20 protein-coding genes and 1 tRNA gene are annotated in these 21,959 nt (G+C 68.4%); 19 read left to right on the forward strand and 2 right to left on the reverse strand.

Annotated features, from left to right (window positions below; translation table 11 throughout):
* Nucleotides 1-867: 867 nt before the first annotated feature.
* Nucleotides 868-2,103: a hypothetical protein gene (locus tag ACWIGU_RS30535; RefSeq protein ID WP_454404923.1), complete on the reverse strand. Its 1,236-nt coding sequence runs from the start codon at nt 2,101-2,103 to the stop codon at nt 868-870.
* A gap of 190 nt (nt 2,104-2,293) precedes the next feature.
* Here ACWIGU_RS30535 and ACWIGU_RS30540 point away from each other — a divergent pair, with 190 nt between their 5' ends.
* From ACWIGU_RS30540 to ACWIGU_RS30555, 4 genes are all read left to right on the forward strand, one after another.
* The gene (locus ACWIGU_RS30540; RefSeq protein ID WP_454404924.1) at nt 2,294-2,503 is read left to right on the forward strand and encodes a hypothetical protein; all 210 of its coding nucleotides are present in this window, start codon (nt 2,294-2,296) and stop codon (nt 2,501-2,503) included.
* Between the two features lie 856 nt (nt 2,504-3,359).
* Nucleotides 3,360-3,677: a hypothetical protein gene (locus ACWIGU_RS30545; RefSeq protein ID WP_454404925.1), complete on the forward strand. Its 318-nt coding sequence runs from the start codon at nt 3,360-3,362 to the stop codon at nt 3,675-3,677.
* 235 nt (nt 3,678-3,912) lie between these two features.
* Entirely contained in the window at nt 3,913-4,173 is a 261-nt protein-coding gene (locus tag ACWIGU_RS30550) for a transposase family protein (protein WP_454404926.1), read from the forward strand.
* Between the two features lie 629 nt (nt 4,174-4,802).
* On the forward strand, nt 4,803-5,147 hold the full coding sequence (locus ACWIGU_RS30555; RefSeq protein WP_454404927.1) for a hypothetical protein: 345 nt from the start codon (nt 4,803-4,805) through the stop codon (nt 5,145-5,147).
* Nucleotides 5,148-5,397: 250 nt separating this feature from the next.
* On the opposite strand, the gene ACWIGU_RS30560 is transcribed toward ACWIGU_RS30555, so the two are convergent.
* A tRNA-Arg gene (locus ACWIGU_RS30560) sits at nt 5,398-5,469 on the reverse strand.
* 148 nt (nt 5,470-5,617) lie between these two features.
* Here ACWIGU_RS30560 and ACWIGU_RS30565 point away from each other — a divergent pair.
* The 15 genes from ACWIGU_RS30565 (at nt 5,618) to ACWIGU_RS30635 (ending at nt 21,924) form a co-directional block, all read left to right on the forward strand.
* Entirely contained in the window at nt 5,618-6,097 is a 480-nt protein-coding gene (locus ACWIGU_RS30565) for a response regulator (RefSeq protein WP_454404928.1), read from the forward strand.
* Between the two features lie 102 nt (nt 6,098-6,199).
* Nucleotides 6,200-7,246 carry an ArgS-related anticodon-binding protein NrtL gene (gene nrtL / locus ACWIGU_RS30570; protein ID WP_454404929.1) on the forward strand — a complete coding sequence of 349 codons (1,047 nt, stop codon included), beginning with the start codon at nt 6,200-6,202 and terminating at the stop codon, nt 7,244-7,246.
* A gap of 19 nt (nt 7,247-7,265) precedes the next feature.
* Nucleotides 7,266-8,657, forward strand: a complete 1,392-nt coding sequence (gene lysA / locus ACWIGU_RS30575) for a diaminopimelate decarboxylase (protein ID WP_356284647.1) — start codon at nt 7,266-7,268, stop codon at nt 8,655-8,657.
* A gap of 130 nt (nt 8,658-8,787) precedes the next feature.
* On the forward strand, nt 8,788-10,077 hold the full coding sequence (locus ACWIGU_RS30580; protein ID WP_326778532.1) for a homoserine dehydrogenase: 1,290 nt from the start codon (nt 8,788-8,790) through the stop codon (nt 10,075-10,077).
* 6 nt (nt 10,078-10,083) lie between these two features.
* Nucleotides 10,084-11,142 (forward strand): threonine synthase, encoded by a 1,059-nt coding sequence (thrC, locus tag ACWIGU_RS30585; RefSeq protein WP_100595869.1) that lies wholly within the window; start codon nt 10,084-10,086, stop codon nt 11,140-11,142.
* A 272-nt stretch (nt 11,143-11,414) separates the two neighbouring features.
* Nucleotides 11,415-12,332: a homoserine kinase gene (gene thrB, locus ACWIGU_RS30590; protein WP_454404930.1), complete on the forward strand. Its 918-nt coding sequence runs from the start codon at nt 11,415-11,417 to the stop codon at nt 12,330-12,332.
* 378 nt (nt 12,333-12,710) lie between these two features.
* Nucleotides 12,711-14,753: a transcription termination factor Rho gene (gene rho, locus ACWIGU_RS30595; RefSeq protein ID WP_454404931.1), complete on the forward strand. Its 2,043-nt coding sequence runs from the start codon at nt 12,711-12,713 to the stop codon at nt 14,751-14,753.
* A 142-nt stretch (nt 14,754-14,895) separates the two neighbouring features.
* A complete protein-coding gene (locus ACWIGU_RS30600; protein WP_454404932.1) occupies nt 14,896-16,629 on the forward strand; it encodes a trypsin-like serine protease in 1,734 nt (577 codons plus the stop codon).
* A 204-nt stretch (nt 16,630-16,833) separates the two neighbouring features.
* The gene (locus tag ACWIGU_RS30605; protein ID WP_454404933.1) at nt 16,834-17,964 is read left to right on the forward strand and encodes an LCP family protein; all 1,131 of its coding nucleotides are present in this window, start codon (nt 16,834-16,836) and stop codon (nt 17,962-17,964) included.
* 182 nt (nt 17,965-18,146) lie between these two features.
* A complete protein-coding gene (gene rpmE / locus ACWIGU_RS30610; RefSeq protein ID WP_100595864.1) occupies nt 18,147-18,368 on the forward strand; it encodes a 50S ribosomal protein L31 in 222 nt (73 codons plus the stop codon).
* Between the two features lie 144 nt (nt 18,369-18,512).
* Entirely contained in the window at nt 18,513-19,589 is a 1,077-nt protein-coding gene (gene prfA, locus ACWIGU_RS30615) for a peptide chain release factor 1 (protein ID WP_227297228.1), read from the forward strand.
* Nucleotides 19,590-19,670: 81 nt separating this feature from the next.
* Nucleotides 19,671-20,510, forward strand: coding sequence for a peptide chain release factor N(5)-glutamine methyltransferase (gene prmC, locus ACWIGU_RS30620; RefSeq protein WP_100595862.1), 840 nt, complete (start codon nt 19,671-19,673; stop codon nt 20,508-20,510).
* Entirely contained in the window at nt 20,507-20,638 is a 132-nt protein-coding gene (locus tag ACWIGU_RS30625; protein WP_454404934.1) for a hypothetical protein, read from the forward strand. Before prmC ends, ACWIGU_RS30625 begins: the two co-directional genes overlap by 4 nt.
* Nucleotides 20,639-21,286 (forward strand): L-threonylcarbamoyladenylate synthase, encoded by a 648-nt coding sequence (locus ACWIGU_RS30630; RefSeq protein WP_454404935.1) that lies wholly within the window; start codon nt 20,639-20,641, stop codon nt 21,284-21,286.
* Nucleotides 21,283-21,924 (forward strand): arsenate reductase/protein-tyrosine-phosphatase family protein, encoded by a 642-nt coding sequence (locus ACWIGU_RS30635; protein WP_454404936.1) that lies wholly within the window; start codon nt 21,283-21,285, stop codon nt 21,922-21,924. Before ACWIGU_RS30630 ends, ACWIGU_RS30635 begins: the two co-directional genes overlap by 4 nt.
* Nucleotides 21,925-21,959: the final 35 nt, after the last annotated feature.

A 21,959-nucleotide genomic window follows, 5' to 3' on the forward strand; every position in this document is an offset into this window, starting at 1 on the left:
CGTCCAGGCGATTTGAGGGGCACACTTCCGAACCGGCGCAGAGAACCGGACCACTTCGGTCTGAGTACTCACATTGGGTCGAGCGGCACGCCCTCCCCAAGCCTCTCTCGCAAGCCGGACCCTGGTCTTCGGCAGCCCACCAGGACGGTCGTCGCCGCGACCTGTGGAGTCACGACCTCCGTACCGGCTGATTCACGGGATGAGACAAGCCGCCGACCCGCGAAAGCGCATCGAAGAGGGGCGGCAGCTTGCTGTGCCCGTCGGCCGGAACTGCCCCCATGCACAGAGCAGAGCATGCCGCAAGCTGCGTAGACGTCGCGCCGGGGCTAGTGTGAATGTATGGCCAGTGCCATGGCCGATATGTGCAGGGAAGGCGCCGGGCAACGCGTTGCGGCTCCCGCGTCCAGGGAAGTCCCTGTTCTCGCACGGCCAGAGCGCTGTGGCGGTGGGCGCGGATGAAGTCATCTTCATTCCTCTATCGCGAAAAATCCAACCGAGTAGGCAGCGGATGTCGTACGGGATCCACACTTCAAAATCACTCGAGTGGTCGAGCCCCAAGCTCTGGACTAAGCTTCACATGTGAGTGGCAGTCAAGGCGAGCGCCTGGAGTGAAATGCTCCTGAGGGTGTGATTCCACGTATTGAAGAATCATTTTTCCTGGCGGCACTCCACTTGAGGATCGACTCTCAGAAGGATTCTCAAGTGATGGTCGGCGCTCGCGAGCACTGCATGCAGCCAGGCGGTTTGCATGCCATCGCGCCGCTCGCCACAACGGCAGCTCGGCTGGCGCGGACAACACCTCGGCCGGCTCGGACAGTCCGCTGTCCCAGAGTGTGGTCGTGTACGCCGTCGGCAAGGCGCAGCCACCTACCCCAAGACCATATCGGGCACCTTCGCCACGTCCTTACGGGAGGAGGTAACTCCCTTTGATCCTCTCAGTGTCGAATATTCACCAAGCGAATATTCGGGCACCTCATTTCTAGGCGAAATGCCAGCCGCCCAGTGGGACGGTTCACCTGGTTGGAAACCGAGGGCGAGGTCTCCCATGTTCATTGCTCGAAATAGGATCGCGCGTATCGCAGGAGCCTCCTGCGCCGCAGCGCTGCTCTCTGCATCAGTTGGCGTAGCCAGCGCAGAGGCTGTATCCACGACCCAGAGCGCCGTAGTTGTGCCCACACCCCCCACTCCAAACACGCCGAACACCCCGAACACACCGGGTGGCGGAGGTGGAGCCAACACCCCAAACACGCCGAACACGCCGAACACCCCGGGTGGCGGTGGCGGAGCCAACACCCCGAACACGCCGAACACGCCGAACACCCCGGGTGGCGGAGGTGGAGCCAACACCCCGAACACGCCGAACACGCCGAACACCCCGGGTGGCGGTGGCGGAGCCAACACCCCGAACACGCCGAACACCCCCAACACCCCGGGTGGCGGAGGCACAGTCAACACCCCGAACACGCCGAACACGCCGAACACACCGGGTGGCAGGAGCAGGTTCACTCCCAACACCCCGAACACGCCGAACACACCGGGTGGCAGGAGCAGGTTCACTCCCAACACCCCGAACACCCCCAACACACCGGGTGGCAGGAGCAGGTTCACCCCCAACACCCCGAACACCCCGAACACCCCGAACACACCGGGTGGCAGGAGCAGGTTCACCCCCAACACCCCGAACACCCCGAACACACCGGGTGGCAGGAGCAGGTTCACCCCCAACACCCCGAACACCCCCAACACACCGAGCAGGGGCCGAGTCAATACTCCGAACACCCCGAACACGCCGAACACCCCTGGTGGCGGAGTCAATACTCCGAACACGCCGAACACGCCGAACACACCGGGTGGCGGAGTCAATACTCCGAACACGCCGAACACGCCGAACACACCGGGTGGCGGAGTCAATACTCCGAACACGCCGAACACGCCGAACACACCGGGTGGCGGTGGCGGAGCCAATACTCCGAACACGCCGAACACCCCGAACACCCCGGGTGGCGGTGGCGGAGCCAATACTCCGAACACGCCGAACACCCCGAACACACCGGGTGGCGGTGGCGGAGCCAATACTCCGAACACGCCGAACACCCCGAACACACCGGGTGGCGGTGGCGGAGCCAATACTCCGAATACGCCGAACACCCCGAACACACCGGGCTGACGTCACTGAAGAAATAGAGATGGGGCAGCGCAACAACAGGTTGCGCTGCCCCATCTTTGCGGCGTCGGGCCTCAGAGCAGTCCCCCAGGCTGCAGCAGCGTGGTGAGGGCCTTCAGAAGGCCCGGTGTGTTCGGTGTGTTCGGAGTATTGGGCGTGTTCGGCGTGTTCGGCGTGTTCGGCGTGTTCGGCGTGTTCGGCGTGTTCGGGGTGTTCGGTGTGTTGGGCGTGTTCGGGGTGTTCGGTGTCTGCGTGTTATCCGCTTCATCCCCGGAGCCTCCCGAGGGAGCGTCCACCCGCGTTGCTGCAGTCGACTGCTGCGCGATCTGGGGTGTCTGAGGAGTCTGCGGCGTCTGAGGGGTTTGGGGCGTCTGGGGCGTCTGAGGGGTCTGGGGTGTCTGACCTCCCAGCAGGCTAATCAAGTTCAAGTTGTAGGACGGGCCGTTGTAGCTGTTCGAGGTGTCCGCGTGAGCGACACCCATTCCTGCAATAGCGAAGCCTCCCACTGCGGCGACGGTGATCAGAGCGCGCTGGATTTTACGCAAGGTTCTTCCCCTTGGACTCTGAGCTGTGCAAGCTCACATATCGATGCTGGGCTGCATGCTAGATAAAAACTCAGATGTCGGAGGCTAGACCCACCCAAGCGGTCAGTGTCGCTGTGAACATCACCCATTCATCGCTTTGACGTCTAACCCGGCATCCCTCCGGGGAAGTTGTTGGCGCTGGCCCAGCGTGTCAGATCACCATCCGATGTGAATGGATTACTAGAATCTTCAGTCGTGTGCCGAGTGCCGCCGGTGAGTGTGGGATCAGGTCGCCCGCAGAGTCGGTGACGGCCGCGATATTTCTCCGTGCCGTCTGGCCTTGCCGGAGTTTTCCCGTTCGCGGTCGCCGATGCGGTCGCACTCGGCGATGCGGCAAAACAGGCAACCAACGAGGTTGTCGGCTGCAGTAGTTGAGACCTCGGGCATCCCGAACCACTACCCGAAGGCCTCGCTTGTAACCGGACCGCGACCGTCACCCGATCGGTGTGCACACCGAAGATCCTTACCGGAGGTCGTGCAACCTGTAGTGGATTCCGTCGAAGTCCTTGACGGACTTTCACGTGCGACGGACCCGAAGCGCCTCGCGCGTCTCTTGCCAGCGTGGGACGATAGAATGACTTAGTTCACTCGCAGATTTCGGGGTGAAGAGGATGAAGAAGGCAGCATTGCGTGGTGTCAGCATTGCCGCTGCAGCCTCCTGCTGTTTTGCGCTAGGCGAATGGAGCGCATCAGCAAGTAAATCAGGCTCCCCGTCACAGAAGTCGCAGGCTGCACCGACGAAGTCGACGCTTCGGTGCTATGCGGCGCGTGGCAGTCCGGACGAGATCACCTGCTACCGGTTTTCAGCAAAGGCCGAGTTCAGGCACGGCGACATAGTCTATGTCCCCATCCTCATCCAGGTGCCTGCGCCTGTACATCCGCCGTCCGTGAATATCGTCAACAGTTTGAACGACGTTCGGCCCGAGTAAGCACGGTTCGGGCGAACCGACCAGGGGGTTTCAAGTTCCCTGGTTGTGTAGGTCTTTGGGGTGAGGGGCGGGTAGAGGTGCAGGCACGGGCTTCGTGATCATCGTGGTGTCTTACGCCCGTTGATCGAGAAGGCTCCGTGCCTGCTGCGTTCTCTGCCATCCCCGGCGTGCAGGTGAAGCTGGGTCCGATGGACCCGGGCCAGATCGCTGGTCTAAAAGCCCGTACTTCGAATCCGTGCCTGATCCGCGCTCGCGGCGCGGGCGGTGGCACTCGCTGGCGGCGGTCCTGTTGGTGTGTGCCTGCGCGGTGGTGGCGGGCGCGCGGAGCATCGACGAGCTCGCCGAGAGGGGCGCGCGGGCCTCGGGCGAGCTGCTGCGGGTCCTGGGTGTCCGGCGGCATCCGCTGCGCCGGCGGCGCAATGGCCTGTGGAGAGCCCTCTGGGTGTGGGCCGCTGACCCCATACGGGCACCGCACGCATGCCGGGACGGAGTCTGACGAGGGGAACCGGCGAAGGTTGCGCGACATGTCCGTGCCGTCACCGATTGACTTCCCCTGCCTCGAACCGGTGATCTGCCGAGCGAGGCGGCCTTGTCGAGAAGTGCGGGGTATGAAACGTGGCACGGGTTCGTCGCGCCGTGCGTGAGCAGGAGACCGCCGGCCATGTCGACGCGCGACACGGGGTTGCCCGCGTCGTCAGCTCCCCTTCCTGAACTCCCGATTGCCTCGGGCATTGGACCATGCAGCTGGGGCGTCGACGCGAGCGTCGGCAACCGACGACAACGCCGCAGCTGTGCGTGCCGGCGGCCCGGCCCGAACTCATGGCCAGATTGGCCCGGGTGCAGCGGCGTGCCAAGGCGGTGGTGGCGAACCTCAGTTGATCAGTGCGATCGTGGCGTTAAGGAAGCCCTTCCGAGGCGTCGACGCGTGGTTCGCGAGAGAGAGTCCATCTCTGCTCTGGGGACTCACCGCACTGCGAAGGACTCTGAACTCACCTTGCCCTCACTGCCGACCAGCCGGACTCGCAAGGGCATGTGGCCGTGGCCGGCGTAGGTCCAGTGTCCCGGCGCACCTCTGCTTCGGGAGTACGAGTGAGGCCGATAGCCGTGGTGCCTCATACTCCGGCCGTGGACATATCCGATGACGGCCAGAGCCTGAATCCTCAGTGGCTCGACGTGAACAACAACGTCTGTGGTGTTGTGCAAGGCTGCCGAGACGCCGCGCCTGTTGCTGCCGCCTTCGTCCGCACCGGCTGGTCGTCGCGCTCGTCGTCTTGGCACGGCTACGAGGTGGAGGCCAGCTGGGGGCAGATCGAGCTGGATCCGATCGAGGCGCGAGAGGTTCTGCTCAACGGAGTCATTGACCCTCAGCGCCTCGACGACCTTGCCGGCCTGCTCAGCCGCTTCGGCCTCCGGTTCACCCTGGAGCTGTCTGACGACAGCGGCGCCTTGGTACGAGAGATACGAGCCTGAGTCCCAACCCGTCCGCGTGGCCCCTGGATCCGTCCGGGAGTCTCTGTCGTTCCTGGGAGTCCCTCGGACTTTCGGGGCTGACCTGGAGCGACCTGGAGCGATGCCACCAAGATCCTGTCTACAAATAGTCCACAGAGGCTGACATGGAGCCGCTCAGAGCGGCATACGGCTGCATACGTCCGTAGAAACACGAAGACCCCGTTCTCAGCGAAAGCGCTGGTGGCGGGGTCTTTGGGCACCTCATGCAAGGTGCCCCCGGCAGGATTCGAACCTGCGCACACGGCTCCGGAGGCCGTTGCTCTATCCCCTGAGCTACGGGGGCGTGTTCGCCGCGGCTGGCGTGGCGACGGGTAGAACCCTACCAGCTCCGTCGGGGTCCCCATGAACAGTTATTTCGCTGTTGAGACGGCGTCCCGGGAGGGCTGTGTACGGGGCCACCGGGGGGTGGTAGTCCCCTGTACGGGGCGGAAGTGGGGAAAACCCGGACGCGGTGGCGCTTGCGGACCTACTCTCGAGTTGTGCCAGGCGCGTCCAACCGAGTGCTTGTTGTGGACGACAACAAGGTGATTCGGCAGCTGATCAGGGTCAATCTCGAGCTGGAGGGCTTCGAGGTCGTGACCGCGGCCGATGGTGCCGAATGTCTGGATGTGGTGCATCAGGTTCGGCCCGATGTGATCACTCTGGACGTCGTGATGCCCCGACTCGACGGGTTGCGGACCGCCGCACGGCTTCGCTCGGACGCCCATACGCGCGGCGTCCCCATCGTGATCGTCAGCGCCTGCACCCACCACGAGGTCGAGTCCGGACTCGATGTCGGGGTCGACGCCTTCCTCACCAAGCCCTTCGAGCCCAGCGAACTCGTCCGGGTCGTACGGCAGTTGAGCGAGCGCGGGCGCGAGGGCTGTCGTGGTGTCGAAGAGGCCGAGCGCGCCGGGCGTACCGGAAGGTGAGCGGTACGGGGGTGTGGGCGGGGAAGCCTGGCGTGTCCGTATGTCGGACCATCCCGTAAACCGGGTCGCTTACCCACCCCCCTCCTCCCATACGCTTGTCCCGTGACCCCCGTCGAGCTCTCCCGTACCGTCCAGCGCGCCGTGCGCCGCGCGGTCGACGACGGTGAGCTGAGCGTGGCCGTGCCGGCACGCGTCGTGGTCGAGCGGCCGCGGCCCGGTGGGTGCGGGGACTACTCCACCAACGTAGCGCTGCAGCTGGCCGGGCCCGCCGGGCGCCCGCCCCGGCACGTCGCCGAGCTCCTTTCGCGGCGCCTCGCCGACAGCCCCGGCATCGCCGGCGTCGAGGTCACCGGCCCCGGATTCCTCAATCTCACCCTCGCCGACGACGACCCCGGCGCCCTCGCCCACGAGATTCTCGCCCGGGGTGGCGGATATGGGTGCGGTGATGTTCTCGCAGGTCAGCGGTTTGAGCTTCGTGTTCCTTACGACGTCAGGGCCGAGGTCGTCGCCGATTCGCTTCGGCGGATTCTGTCCACGCAGGGTGCAGAGGCTCATGTCGTGCACGGTGAGACGCCCGAGTCCGAGGAGGGGGAGGCGCGCGTCGTGAAGGTGCGGCCCGTGCCCGCTCCCTCCGACCCCGCCGTCCTCGGCCGTGACGCGTCCCGCTGGGCCCTGCTCCTGCCCGCCGCGCACGACCGGCCCCGTATCGGCGACGGGCATCTCGCCCAGCGCGAGAGCAACCCCCTCTTCCGCGTCCGGTACGCCCACGCCCGCACCCGCGCCCTCACCCGCAACGCCGCCGCCCTCGGCTTCACCGCCGAACCCGGCGACGTACGCGACAAGGCGTCCGCCCCCGCCCCTTCGGGCGCCCCCGGCGAAGGCGCCGAAGCCGTCGCCCTCCACACCGCCCTGTCCGCCCACCCCCAGACCCTCACCCTCGCCGCCACCCACCACGCCCCCGACCGGCTTGCCCGGCACCTCGTCGTGGTGGCCGACGCGTTTCTCGGGTTTCAGCACACCGTGCTTCCGCAGGGGGAGGAGAAACCCTCGGCCGCCCACCGTGCCCGGCTCGCGCTTGCCGAAGCCGCCGGGGCGGTGCTCGCCGGCGGCCTGTCCCTGCTCGGTATCGACGCACCCGAACATCTCTGAGAGAGCGCAGAAGACAGCCATGAGCCGTTCCGCACACCCCGCCGGGCCCCGCCACGCAGATGTCCTGACCGAGGGGCACTACGCCGCTCCGCCCGCCGATCTCAACGCCCTCGACCCGAAGGTGTGGTCGCGGACCGTCACCCGTGAGGGCGACGGCGCGGTCCGCGTCGGCGGTATCGAAGTGGCCCGCCTCGCCGAGGAGTTCGGCACCCCCGCCTACTTCCTCGACGAGGACGACTTCCGGGCCCGCTGCCGCGCCTGGCGCGACGCCTTCGGGGCCGACGCCGACGTCTTCTACGCCGGCAAGGCGTTCCTCTCCCGCGCCGTGGTGCGCTGGCTGCACGAGGAGGGGCTCAATCTCGACGTGTGCTCCGGTGGTGAGCTCGCCACCGCGCTGTCCGCCGGGATGCCCGCGGAGCGCATCGCCTTCCACGGCAACAACAAGTCCGAGGAAGAGATCGAGCGGGCCGTCGAGGTCGGGGTCGGGCGGATCGTGCTCGACTCGTTCCAGGAGATCGTGCGGGTGTCGCACATCGCCGAGCGGCTCGGCAAGCGCCAGCCCGTGCAGATCCGCGTGACGGTCGGTGTCGAGGCCCACACGCACGAGTTCATCGCCACCGCGCACGAGGACCAGAAGTTCGGGATCGCGCTCGCCGGTGGGCAGGCCGCCGAGGCCGTACGGCGTGCGCTCAAGCTCGACGGTCTCGAGCTCATCGGCATCCACAGCCACATCGGCTCGCAGATCTTCGACATGGCGGGCTTCGAGGTCGCCGCGCGCCGCGTCGTGTCGCTGCTGGCCGAGGTGCGCGACGAGCACGGTGTCGAGCTGCCCGAGATCGACCTCGGCGGCGGTCTCGGCATCGCGTACACCTCCGATGACGACCCGAGCGAGCCGCACGAGATCGCCAAGGCGCTCGGCGAGATCGTGACGCGCGAGTGCGAGGCGGCCGGTCTGCGCACGCCGCGCATCTCCGTCGAGCCGGGCCGCGCCATCGTCGGCCCGACCGCCTTCACGCTCTACACGGTCGGCACCATCAAGCCGCTCGAAACCCTCCGTACGTACGTGTCCGTGGACGGCGGCATGTCGGACAACATCCGCACCGCCCTCTACGACGCCGAGTACACGGTCGCCCTCGTCTCGCGGACCTCCGACGCCGAGCCGATGCTCGTCCGCGTGGTGGGCAAGCACTGTGAGAGTGGCGACATCGTGGTCAAGGACGCCTTCCTGCCCGCCGACCTCGCGCCCGGTGACCTGATCGCCGTGCCGGCGACCGGTGCGTACTGCCGGTCCATGGCCAGTAACTACAACCACGCACTTCGCCCGCCCGTCGTCGCCGTGCGCGACGGTGAGGCGCGGGTGATCGTCCGGCGTGAGACGGAGGAAGATCTCCTGCGTCTCGACGTCGGATAAATGAAATACACGTCTCAGGATTCGGACCAGGAGCAGAAACCCCGGTCCGGTGGGTGAGACTGGTCCACTGAAGCAGTATCAAGCAGGCTGAGCTCTCTGAGCTGGGTTCAATGAAAGGCGTAGGTCGATGATGCGTACGCGTCCGCTGAAGGTGGCGCTCCTTGGCTGTGGGGTAGTCGGCTCAGAGGTGGCGCGCATCATGACGACGCACGCCGACGACCTCGCGGCCCGGATCGGCGCCCCCGTGGAACTGGCCGGGGTCGCCGTCCGGCGCCCGTCGAAGGTGCGCGAGGGCATCGACCCCTCGCTCGTGACGACGGACGCGACCGCGCTGGTCAAACGGGGCGACATCGACGTCGTCGTCGAGGTCATCGGAGGCATCGAGCCTGCCCGTGGCCTCATCATGACGGCGTTCGAGCACGGCGCCTCCGTCGTCTCCGCCAACAAGGCGCTCATCGCCCAGGACGGCGCCGCGCTGCACGCCGCCGCCGAGGAGCAGGGCAAGGACCTCTACTACGAGGCCGCCGTCGCCGGTGCGATCCCGCTGATCAGGCCGCTGCGCGAGTCCCTCGCCGGCGACAAGATCAACCGCGTGATGGGCATCGTCAACGGCACCACGAACTTCATCCTCGACAAGATGGACTCGACGGGCGCCGGCTACCAGGAGGCCCTCGACGAGGCCACCGCGCTCGGCTACGCCGAGGCCGACCCCACCGCCGACGTCGAAGGCTTCGACGCCGCCGCCAAGGCCGCCATCCTCGCCGGGATCTCCTTCCACACCCGCGTACGTCTCGACGACGTGTACCGCGAGGGCATGACCGAGGTGACCGCGGCCGACTTCGCTTCCGCGAAGGAAATGGGCTGCACCATCAAGCTGCTCGCGATCTGTGAGCGGGCGGCGCACGGCGGGTCCGTCACCGCGCGCGTGCACCCCGCGATGATCCCGCTCGATCACCCCCTCGCCTCCGTGCGCGGCGCGTACAACGCTGTGTTCGTCGAGGCCGAGGCCGCCGGCCAGCTCATGTTCTACGGGCCCGGAGCCGGCGGCGCGCCCACCGCGTCGGCCGTGCTCGGCGACCTCGTGGCCGTGTGCCGCAACAAGCTCGGCGAGGCCACCGGACCCGGTGACTCCGCCTACACCCAGCTGCCCGTCTCGCCCATGGGCGAGGTCGTGACGCGCTACCACATCAGCCTCGACGTGGCCGACAAGCCGGGCGTTCTCGCCCAGGTCGCGACGGTCTTCGCCGAGCACGGCGTATCCATTGACACGGTGCGCCAATCGGGCAAGGACGGCGAGGCCTCCCTCGTCGTGGTCACCCACCGTGCGGCGGACGCGGCCCTCACCGGGACCGTCGACGCGCTGCGCAAGCTCGACACCGTGCGTGGTGTCGCCAGCATCATGCGTGTTGAAGGGGAGTAACGAGCAATGACCCACCAGTGGCGCGGAATCATCGAGGAGTACCGCGACCGGCTTCCGGTGTCCGACACCACGCCGGTCGTCACGCTGCGCGAGGGCGGCACGCCGCTCGTGCCCGCCCAGGTGCTCTCCGAGCGCACGGGCTGCGAGGTCCACCTCAAGGTCGAGGGCGCCAACCCGACCGGGTCCTTCAAGGACCGCGGCATGACGATGGCCATCACGAAGGCCAAGGAGGAGGGCGCGCAGGCGGTCATCTGCGCCTCCACCGGCAACACGTCCGCCTCGGCCGCGGCCTACGCCGTGCGCGCCGGCATGGTCTGCGCCGTGCTCGTCCCGCAGGGCAAGATCGCGCTCGGCAAGATGGGCCAGGCGCTGGTCTACGGCTCGAAGATCCTCCAGGTCGACGGAAACTTCGACGACTGCCTGAATCTGGCCCGCGCGCTCTCCGAGAACTACCCGGTGGCGCTGGTCAATTCGGTCAACCCGTTCCGCATCGAGGGTCAGAAGACGGCCTCGTTCGAGATCGTGGACGCGCTCGGCGACGCGCCTGACATCCACGTCCTTCCCGTCGGCAACGCCGGCAACATCACGGCGTACTGGAAGGGCTACAAGGAGTACGCGGCGGACGGCATCGCCACGCACACCCCGCGCATGTGGGGCTTCCAGGCGTCCGGTTCCGCGCCCATCGTGCGCGGCGAGATCGTCAAGGACCCGTCGACGATCGCCACCGCGATTCGCATCGGCAATCCCGCGTCATGGGACTTCGCACTGGCCGCCCGCGACGAGTCCGGCGGCTTCATCGACGAAGTGACGGACCGTGAAATCCTGCGTGCCTACAAGCTGTTGGCGTCCCAGGAGGGTGTCTTCGTGGAGCCCGCGTCGGCCGCCTCCGTCGCCGGTCTGCTCAAGGCCGCCGAGCAGGGCAAGGTCGACAAGGGGCAGAAGATCGTCTGCACCGTCACGGGCAACGGCCTCAAGGACCCCGACTGGGCCGTCGCGGGCGCCCCGCAGCCCGTCACCGTCCCGGTCGACGCCGCCACCGCGGCCGAGCGCCTCGGCCTGGCGTAACCGGACAGGGCCGGTCAACTCCGCACAGGGGGTGCACAGGGGGCTTGCAACACGCATCGTGCGCCTCCTGTGCGCCCTATGTCGCCACAGAACCTTCCTTCGATAGGCTGTACCGAACCCACCCCGCCGCACCTGCGTATGCCGCGGTGCCGCAGGCGTTGTCGTAGCCTTCGCGGCCTTCGGGTTCTCACACGGGCAGCAATCATCGGATCTCTACCGCAGTCACCTCGTTCATCACGCAAGAACCGCAGCTCAAGGAGTGTCATCGAGCGATGGCCGGTCCCGCCTTCCGCGCCGCCGCCGTCAGGGTGCGCGTCCCCGCCTCCAGCGCCAACCTCGGCCCGGGCTTCGATGCCTTCGGCCTGTCGCTGGGTCTCTACGACGACGTGGTCGTCCGGGTCGCCGACTCCGGCCTGAACATCGACATCGCAGGTGAGGGCTCCGACACCCTCCCGCGCGACGAGTCCCATCTGCTCGTACGTTCCCTGCGCACCGCCTTCGACCTGCTCGGCGGACAGCCGCGCGGCCTCGAGGTCGTCTGCGCCAACCGGATCCCGCACGGCCGCGGCCTCGGCTCCTCGTCGGCCGCCATCTGCGCCGGCATCGTCGCCGCGCGCGCCGTGACGATAGGCGGCGACGCCCGGCTCGACGACGCGGCCCTTCTTGAGCTCGCGACCGAGATCGAGGGGCACCCGGACAACGTCGCGGCCTGCCTGCTCGGCGGCTTCACGCTCTCCTGGATGGACGGCGGCGCGGCCCGGGCGATCAGGATGGACCCCGCGGGTTCCATCGTTCCGGTGGTTTTCGTACCGGGAAAGCCGGTACTCACCGAGACCGCACGCGGTCTCCTGCCGCGCAGCGTCCCCCATGTGGACGCCGCGGTGAACGCGGGCCGAGCGGCCCTGCTCGTAGAGGCCCTGACCAGGCGCCCCGAGCTGCTGCTGCCCGCCACAGAGGACCGGCTCCACCAGGAGTACCGGGCTCCCGCGATGCCGGAGAGCCTCGCACTGGTGGAGCGGCTGCGGGCCGACGGCGTACCCGCGGTGATCTCAGGGGCGGGCCCCACGGTCCTCGCCCTTGTGGAGAAGGAAGCGGCCGACAAGGTCGCCCGGCTGGCCGGTGAGGGATGGGCGGCGAACCGCCTCAACCTCGATGCCGACGGAGCGAGCGTGCTGCCGCTTGCTCACTGACACACGGTTGCCGGAATTCGAGAGGGGGAATATTTGTTGGATCCGGTAGTGTTAACCTCAAGTCTGCACCCGACCCCACCATGGCGAGGTGCTGTGTGTCCCCCTCCGGGACAACCATTCTTCCAGGAGCCCCGCAAATTGCTCGGTGCCGTGCGCTGAGCCGTTTTGAGCATGCTCCGGAACCGGTGTGATCGAGCCGGGTGACACAGACATTCCAGTGGAACCCGCGGCTTCGGGACTCGCCGTCACCAATGAATTCTTCCGCCGCGTTGGCGGACCACCGCCCCGGCACGGTCCATACCGACAGGACCACCGCCGGACAGCACAACCGGTCGCCGAGCCAGACAGGCCGACGTCCGCTCCAGGGAAGGACCCTTCGTGAGCGACACCACCGATCTGATGGGCGTGAGCGCCGACAGCTCCGCTGCCGCGCCCTCCGCCGATGCGGATGCGCCTGCTGCCGGCGCTGCGGGCTCCCGGCGGCGCCGCGGTACCGGCCTCGAGGGCATGGTGCTGGCCGAGCTCCAGCAGGTCGCATCGGGCCTCGGTATCAGGGGCACCGCGCGTATGCGCAAGAGCCAGCTGATCGAGGTCATCAAGGAGGCGCAGGCCGGGGGAGGCGCTCCCGCGAAGAGCGCCGACACCACCGAGACCAAGCCGAAGCGCCGCGCCACCTCCAAGGCGCGCACCGGCGACGAGGCCACGGCGAACGGCACCGAGGCCCCCGCCGCCAAGGCCACCAAGGCCGAAGACGCCAAGGCCGCGAAGGCCGCCGCCGCTCAGCAGCAGATCGACATCCCCGGTCAGCCGGCGAGCGACGACAAGGGCGGCGAGCGTCGCCGCCGCCGTGCCACCTCCGAGGCCGGCAGCCCCGAGACCGTCACGGCCGAGGCGAAGACCGAGACCAAGACGGACGCCCAGGGCGAGACCAAGGGCGACGCCGGTGACAACGGCGCCGAGGGCCGGCGCGAGCGCCGTGACCGTCGTGACCGCGGCGGCGACCGCGAGCGGGGCGGCGACCGCGGTGAGCGCGGCGGCCGTGACCGCGGTGACCGCCGTGGCAAGGGCGACGAGCAGGGCAAGGAGCAGGGCGGCAACCGCCAGCCGCAGGGCGGCGGACGCCAGGACCGTCAGCGTGACAACGGCCCGCGGGCCGACGAGGACGGCGACGACTTCGAGGGTGGCCGCCGTGGCCGCCGTGGCCGCTACCGCGACCGCCGTGGCCGTCGTGGCCGCGACGAGGCCGGCTTCGGCAACGAGGTGCAGGTCTCCGAGGACGACGTCCTGATCCCCGTCGCGGGCATCCTGGACATCCTCGACAACTACGCGTTCATCCGGACCTCGGGCTACCTGCCCGGTCCGAACGACGTGTACGTGTCCCTCGCCCAGGTCCGCAAGAACGGCCTGCGCAAGGGTGACCACGTCACCGGCGCGGTCCGCCAGCCCAAGGACGGCGAGCGCCGCGAGAAGTTCAACGCGCTGGTGCGCCTGGACTCGACCAACGGCATGGCACCCGACTCGGGGCGCGGGCGGCCGGAGTTCAACAAGCTGACGCCGCTCTACCCGCAGGACCGGCTCCGTCTGGAGACCGACCCGGGCATCCTGACCACCCGCATCATCGACCTCGTGTCGCCGATCGGTAAGGGCCAGCGAGGCCTGATCGTGGCCCCGCCGAAGACCGGCAAGACCATGATCATGCAGGCGGTCGCCAACGCGATCACCACCAACAGCCCCGAGTGCCACCTGATGGTCGTCCTGGTCGACGAGCGTCCGGAAGAGGTCACCGACATGCAGCGGTCGGTGAAGGGCGAGGTCATCTCCTCGACCTTCGACCGCCCGGCCGAGGACCACACCACGGTCGCCGAGCTCGCCATCGAGCGCGCCAAGCGTCTCGTCGAGCTCGGTCACGACGTCGTCGTCCTGCTCGACTCGATCACGCGTCTGGGCCGTGCCTACAACCTGGCGGCGCCGGCCTCCGGCCGCATCCTGTCCGGTGGTGTCGACTCGACCGCGCTCTACCCGCCGAAGCGCTTCTTCGGTGCGGCGCGCAACATCGAGGACGGCGGCTCGCTGACCATTCTCGCCACCGCGCTGGTCGACACCGGCTCGCGCATGGACGAGGTGATCTTCGAGGAGTTCAAGGGCACCGGCAACATGGAGCTCAAGCTCGACCGCAAGCTCTCCGACAAGCGCATCTTCCCCGCGGTGGACGTCGACGCGTCCTCCACCCGTAAGGAAGAGATCCTGCTCAACGCGGAAGAGCTGGCGATCGTCTGGAAGCTGCGCCGGGTGCTGCACGCGCTCGACTCGCAGCAGGCCATCGAGCTGCTTCTCGACAAGATGAAGCAGACGAAGTCGAACGCCGAGTTCCTGATGCAGATCGCGAAGACGACGCCGACGCCGGGCAACGGCAACGACTGAGAGCTTCGCTCTGCGGTAGCACCGCTCAAGGGCCGCCCCCGTCACATCCGTGACGGGGGCGGCCCTTTGTGCTGTTCGGGGAGGGTTGTACGATCGCGCTCTTCATCTGACGTTCAACTCATCGCTCCCTGGGGGGACTTGCGTGGACATATCTGTATCCGGCCCCGGCCGGCACCGCCGAAGACTCGGCAAGATGCTGCCGGCCGCCGCGGCCGGGCTCGCGCTGATCGGCGGAGGCGCGTTCGCCGTCACCTCTTATGCGGGGGAGTCCGACACCGGCCGGGTCGTGCAGCCGCCGCCCGGCACGAAGACCGCGGAGCCTGCGGCGTCCTCCCCGTCGCCGAGCGGCGACAAGGTGGTCACGCCCCGCATCATCGGCGGCACCACGAGCGCCGCCTCCTGGATGGTGCAGCTCGTCTACAACGACCCCGCCGGCGGCTCGTACTTCGTCTGCGGCGGCACCCTGGTCGCGCCCAACAAGGTGCTCACCGCCGCGCACTGCCTGCACGACGAGAACGGCAACCGGCAGGACTGGGGCAAGTACGGCGAAGTCGCCGTCGGCACCAGCAAGAGCGTGACCGTGCCGGACAACGGCGCCACGTACATCGACGTCACCCGCAGCTGGGTGCGCGACGGCTACGACCCCGACGCCATCACGAACGACGTCGCCCTGCTCACCCTCGCCAAGCCGGTCGCCCAGACCACGCTCGAGCTGGCCACGGCGGACGACAGCGCGCTGTACGCCGCCGGCACGAACGCCACCGTGTACGGCTGGGGCCTCACCAGCTCGAACGAGGACACCGCCGACATCGCGTCCCAGCTGCAGAAGGTCAGCCTGCCGCTGAACTCCGACGACGCCTGCACCCAGAACCTCGACCCGTACTTCCAGGCCGGGAAGATGATCTGCGCCGGACAGCTCGGCACCGGCGACGACAGCACGGGGAAGACCACGTGCCCGGGCGACTCGGGCGGCCCGCTCGTCGTGGGCGACAAGGTGGTCGGCATCGTGTCCTGGGGCATCAGCCAGGGCAGTCAGGTCTGCAACGTCTCGGGCACGTACGAGGCGTTCACCAAGGTCTCCACGTACCAGGCCAAGGTCCGTCCGCGCATCGACGACACCGACATCAGCCGCAACGGCAAGGCCGACCTCTTCGTGCGCGCCGCCTCCGGCGGTCAGGGCTACGTGAAGGAGTCCACCGGCACCGGGTTCGCCACGCGCAAGACGCTCAGCGGGTCCTGGAGCGCGTACAACCTGGTCCTCCAGGCCGACCTGAACCGCGACGGATACCAGGACTTCATCATCCGCCGACGGTCCGACGGGAACGTCTACTGGCGGCACCGCTCCGCGTCCAGCTCCACGTACACGGACACGAAGATCGCCAGTGACTGGTCGACGCGGAAGTTCATCGCGGTGCCGGGTGACGTGACCGGCGACCGGTTCCCCGACCTGCTCTCCGTGACCTCCGGCGGCACGCTCTACCTGTACCCCGGCAAGGGCGACGGAACGTACGGCACCCGCACCACCGTCGGCAGCGGCTACCAGGTCTTCAACTCCCTGCGCGGCAAGGGCGACTTCACCGGTGACGGCAGGAGCGACCTGATCGCCCGCGGCAGCGGCGGCAAGCTGTACCTGCTCAAGGGCACCGGCAAGGCGTCCGCGCCCTTCGAGACCGGCGTGCAGGTGCGCACCTGGGACGGGTACAACGCGTTCGCGGCTCCGGGTGACGTGACCGGCGACGGCAAGGCCGACTACGTGGCCCGCACGCCGGGCGGCACGCTCTATCTGTACCCGGGCACGGGGACCGCCTCCTCGGAGATCTTTGCCACACGCATCAAGATCGGGACCGGCTACACGCAGTACAACATCTTCGGATAAACCCGCAGGTGGGAGCCGGACCATCGGCTTTCGTCAGCACGCGCTGTGCCCGTCGCGACCGTCGCGGCGGGCACAGCGCGTTGTGCAACTCTTCTTCCCGGTTTCCACGCCCGGCGAGGGCACGGACGAAGAGACGTCCGATCGAGCCTGACCCGGCACACAGGGGGTAACCGAACAAACGAGCAGTTGAGGACTGAGGAGCACATGCCCGACGAGAGCAGCCCCGCGCCCACCGATCCGAGCCGCCCCACCCGCGGCGGCGGAAGCGGCGGCCGACGGCGCAAGCCGCGCGCCAAGCGCAGCAAGGCCCTCGTCATCACGGCCTGCACCGCGGCGGGACTCGTCGTCGCGGCGGGCGCGGGCGCCGGCTTCCTGTACTTCAAGCTCAACGGGAACATCAAGGGCGTCGACATCAACGCCGCGCTCGGCACCGACCGCCCCACGAACGTCGACAACGGCTCGATGGACATCCTCGTCCTCGGCTCGGACTCGCGCTCCGGCGCGAACGCCAAGTACGGCGAGGACGGCGGCGGCGCCCGCTCCGACACCGCGATGGTCGTCCACGTGTACAAGGGCCACAAGAAGGCCGGCGTGGTCTCCATACCGCGCGACACCCTCGTCACACGGCCGGCCTGCACCGACAGCGCCGGGAACACGGTCGCGGGCGGCAGCCAGCAGATGTTCAACACGGCGTACGAGGTCGGCGGCCCGGCCTGCGCCGTCAAGACGGTCGAGAAGATGTCCGGGATCCGCATGGACCACTATGTCGAGGTCGACTTCTCGGGCTTCAAGAAGCTCATCAACACCCTCGGCGGCGTCGACATCACCACCCAGCAGGCCATCAACGACAACAAGAGCCATCTGCGCCTGGCGGCCGGCAAGCACACCCTCAGCGGCGAGCAGGCGCTCGGCCTCGTCCGCACCCGGCACGCCGTCGGCGACGGCAGCGACCTGGGTCGAATACAGCTCCAGCAGGCCTTCATGAAGGCGCTGATCAACCAGATCAAGGACGTCGGCGTCTTCACCAGCCCCAAGAAGCTCTACGACCTCGCGGACACCGCCACCAGCGCCGTCACCACCGACTCCGAGCTCAACTCGGTCAAGGAACTGACGGGCTTCGCGGGCGGCCTCAAGGGCATCGGCGCCGGCGACATGAAGATGGTGACGCTCCCCGTCCAGTACGACCCCGCCGACCCGAACCGCGTACTCCCGCTGGAGAAGGCGGGCGCGAAGGTATGGGCGGCGCTCAAGGCGGACCAGCCCGTTCCGGCCTCCGCGCTCAAGGGCTCCGCCGGTGACAAGGGCGCCGCGGGCTCCGTCGTCACCAGCCACTAGCCGGTCACCGGCCGTCACCGGCCGCCGGTCACCACGTGCCGGTGACCCTTCGGGAATAGTTCCGCCCCGACCCCGGTTTTGGGGGATACGGCCAGTCCTGGCAGACTGGTACGTCGGCCCCGGTTCACGCCCCCGCAATCCGCGGAAGCGACCCGGAGCCCTCCGAGATCATAGGAGACACCTTGAAGCGCGACATCCACCCCGAGTACGTCGAGACGCAGGTCAGCTGCACCTGTGGCGCGTCGTTCACCACCCGTAGCACCATCTCGTCCGGCACCGTTCGTGCCGAGGTCTGCTCCGAGTGCCACCCGTTCTACACGGGCAAGCAGAAGATCCTCGACACCGGTGGCCGCGTGGCCCGCTTCGAGGCCCGCTTCGGCAAGGCTGCTGCCGCCAACAAGTAGCGAGCCACTTGCGCCGGTCCACGGCCGCCCTTCGGGGCGGGCCGGGACCGGCGTGCTTGTTTTTGGTTGGCCGGGGACCCGGGGGTCTTCGCCGGCCGGCCGGTGGCCGTTCCCTTTCGCTGTACCTCACTTCAGGAGCCGGAGATGTTCGAGGCCGTCGAGGACCTCATCGGTGAGCACGCCGATCTCGAGACGAAGCTCGCGGACCCCTCGGTCCACGCCGACCAGGCGAACGCGCGCAAGCTCAACAAGCGCTACGCCGAGCTGACCCCGATCGTCGCCACCTACCGCTCCTGGAAGCAGACCGGTGACGACATCGAGACCGCGCGCGAATTCGCCGCGGACGACCCGGACTTCGCCGCCGAGGTCAAGGACCTGGAGAAGCAGCGCGAGGAGATCACCGAGAAGCTGCGGCTCCTGCTGGTCCCCCGGGACCCCAACGACGACAAGGACGTCATTCTCGAGGTCAAGGCGGGCGCGGGCGGCGACGAGTCGGCCCTCTTCGCCGGCGACCTGCTGCGCATGTATCTGCGGTACGCGGAGCGCGTCGGCTGGAAGACCGAGATCATCGACGCCACCGAGTCCGAGCTGGGCGGCTACAAGGACGTCCAGGTCGCCGTGAAGACCAAGGGCGGCAACGGCGCGACGGAGCCCGGCCAGGGCGTCTGGGCCCGCCTGAAGTACGAGGGCGGCGTGCACCGCGTGCAGCGTGTGCCGTCGACCGAGTCGCAGGGCCGTATCCACACCTCCGCGGCCGGCGTCCTCGTGACGCCCGAGGCCGAGGACGTCGACGTCGAGATCCACGCGAACGACCTCCGCATCGACGTCTACCGCTCCTCGGGCCCCGGCGGCCAGTCCGTCAACACGACGGACTCCGCGGTGCGCATCACGCACCTGCCCACCGGAGTGGTCGCGTCCTGCCAGAACGAGAAGAGCCAGCTCCAGAACAAGGAGCAGGCGATGCGTATCCTGCGCTCCAGGCTTCTCGCGGCGGCAGTGGAGAAGGCCGAGGCCGAGGCCGCGGACGCGCGCCGCAGCCAGGTCCGCACCGTGGACCGCTCCGAGAAGATCCGTACATATAACTTCCCGGAGAACCGCATCTCGGACCACCGCGTCGGTTTCAAGGCGTACAACTTGGACCAGGTGCTCGACGGTGAGCTCGACCCGGTGATCCAGGCCTGCGTCGACGCCGACTCGGCCGCCAAGCTCGCCGCCGCCTAAGCCACGCCCAAAAGACCAGCTCAGCCCCGGAGGACCAGCGTGCAGCAACATCTTGGGGGGCGACCCCCAAACCCCCGCAGCGTGCTGCTCGCGGAAGTCGCCCAGGCCACCCAGCGCCTCGCCGACGCGGGCGTGCCCTCGCCGCGCAACGACGCGGAGGAGCTCGCCGCCTTCGTACACGGCGTGAAGCGGGGCGAGCTGCATCTCGTCAAGGACGCGGACTTCGACGCCCGTTACTGGGAGGTCACCGCGCGCCGCGAGGCCCGCGAGCCGCTCCAGCACATCACCGGGCGCGCCTACTTCCGCTACCTCGAACTCCAGGTGGGGCCGGGCGTGTTCGTGCCGCGGCCCGAGACGGAGTCCGTGGTCGGCTGGGCCATAGACGCCGTACGGGCCATGGATGTCGTCGAGCCGCTCATCGTCGACCTGTGCACGGGCTCGGGCGCCATCGCGCTCGCCCTCGCGCAGGAGGTCCCGCGCTCGCGTGTGCACGCCGTGGAGCTGTCCGAGGACGCCCTGCGCTGGACGCGCAAGAACGTCGAGGGATCCAGGGTCGACCTGCGCCAGGGAGACGCCCTGGAGGCCTTCCCCGAGCTCGACGGCCAGGTCGACCTGGTGGTCTCCAACCCGCCGTACATCCCGCTCACCGAGTGGGAGTACGTCGCCCCCGAGGCCCGCGACCACGACCCCGAACTCGCCCTGTTCTCCGGCGAGGACGGGCTCCACCTGATCCGCGGCATCGAGCGCACCGCGCACCGCCTGCTGCGGCCCGGAGGCGTCGTCGTCGTCGAGCACGCCGACACCCAGGGCGGCCAGGTCCCGTGGATCTTCACCGAGGAACGGGGCTGGGCCGACGCCGCCGACCACCCCGACCTGAACAACCGCCCGCGCTTCGCGACCGCCCGCAAGGCGATGCCGTGACGCGACAGAATCAGCGCAGCACCAGCAGTCTCGGCAGCATCAGCAGTCTCGGCAGCACCAGCACTTCCCGCATCTCCCGCATCTCTCGCATGGACTACGTGTACTTCGTGTACGAGGAGGCCCGCTAAATGGCTCGGCGATACGACACCAACGACGCGTCGGACCGTACGACCGGTCTGCGTGAAGCCGCGTCCGCCGTCCGCCGCGGTGAGCTGGTCGTGCTGCCCACCGACACCGTGTACGGCCTCGGCGCCGACGCCTTCACCTCCGAGGCGGTCGCCGACCTCCTGGACGCCAAGGGGCGCGGCCGCAACATGCCGACCCCGGTCCTCATCGGCTCCCCGAACACGCTGCACGGCCTCGTCACGGACTTCTCCGAGATGGCCTGGGAACTCGTCGACGCGTTCTGGCCGGGCGCCCTCACGCTCGTCGCCAAGCACCAGCCGTCCCTGGCCTGGGACCTCGGGGACACCCGTGGCACCGTCGCCATGCGCATGCCCCTGCACCCGGTCGCGATCGAGCTGCTCACCGAGGTCGGCCCCATGGCCGTGTCCTCCGCGAACCTCACCGGGCACCCCGCCCCCGAGGACTGCGACGCCGCGCAGGACATGCTCGGCGACTCCGTCTCCGTCTACCTCGACGGCGGCCCCACACCCGGCATCGTCCCGTCCTCGATCGTCGACGTGACCGGGAAGGTTCCGGTGCTCCTGCGCGCGGGTGCCCTGACCGCGGACGAGCTGCGCAAGGTCGTACCCGACCTCGAGGTGGCGAATTGACAGCCCCTGAGACGGGGCGTGGCATAGGCAACGGGGACTCCTTCCGCATCCTCCATGTCAGCACCGGCAACGTGTGCCGCTCGCCGATCACCGAGCGGCTGACCCGGCATGCCCTGGTGGACCGGCTCGGCGACCCCCTCGTACGCGGTCTGATCGTCGAGAGCGCGGGCACCTGGGGCCACGAGGGCGCGCCCATGGAGGCCAACGCCGAGACGGTCCTCGCGGACTTCGGGGCGGACGCCTCCGGCTTCGTGGGCCGCGAGCTCCTCGACGACCACGTGATCCGCGCGGACCTGGTCCTCACGGCCACCCGCGACCACCGCGCCCAGGTCATCTCCATGGGCCACAGCGCGGGCCTGCGCACCTTCACGCTGAAGGAGTTCACACGCCTCGTCCAGGCGATCGATCCGGCCACGCTGCCCGATCCGCTGGACGGCGGCGTGGTGGAGCGCGCACGCTCCCTGGTGCGCGCCGCGGCGGCTCTACGCGGGTGGCTTCTCGCCCCGAGCGTCGAGGCCGACGAGGTCTACGACCCGTACGGCGCACCTCTGCCCTTCTTCCGCTCGGTCGGCGAGGAGATCAGCGAAGCGCTGGAACCCGTGGTGACGGCGCTGACGGGGGTTCCGGCGTGCAGGTGAACTCGGTGACAGCCACTGCCGGAGTACCCGCTCGT

It is taken from the genome of Streptomyces sp. NPDC055400 (genome assembly GCF_053644375.1).

Coding starts and splice junctions, on each gene's coding strand:
- ACWIGU_RS30545 (WP_454404925.1), top strand. CDS start 3,360: ATGAAGAAGGCAGCATTGCGTGGTGTCAGCATTGCCGCTGCAGCCTCC.
- lysA (WP_356284647.1), top strand. CDS start 7,266: ATGAGCCGTTCCGCACACCCCGCCGGGCCCCGCCACGCAGATGTCCTG.
- ACWIGU_RS30580 (WP_326778532.1), top strand. CDS start 8,788: ATGCGTACGCGTCCGCTGAAGGTGGCGCTCCTTGGCTGTGGGGTAGTC.
- thrC (WP_100595869.1), top strand. CDS start 10,084: ATGACCCACCAGTGGCGCGGAATCATCGAGGAGTACCGCGACCGGCTT.
- thrB (WP_454404930.1), top strand. CDS start 11,415: ATGGCCGGTCCCGCCTTCCGCGCCGCCGCCGTCAGGGTGCGCGTCCCC.
- ACWIGU_RS30605 (WP_454404933.1), top strand. CDS start 16,834: ATGCCCGACGAGAGCAGCCCCGCGCCCACCGATCCGAGCCGCCCCACC.
- prfA (WP_227297228.1), top strand. CDS start 18,513: ATGTTCGAGGCCGTCGAGGACCTCATCGGTGAGCACGCCGATCTCGAG.
- ACWIGU_RS30630 (WP_454404935.1), top strand. CDS start 20,639: ATGGCTCGGCGATACGACACCAACGACGCGTCGGACCGTACGACCGGT.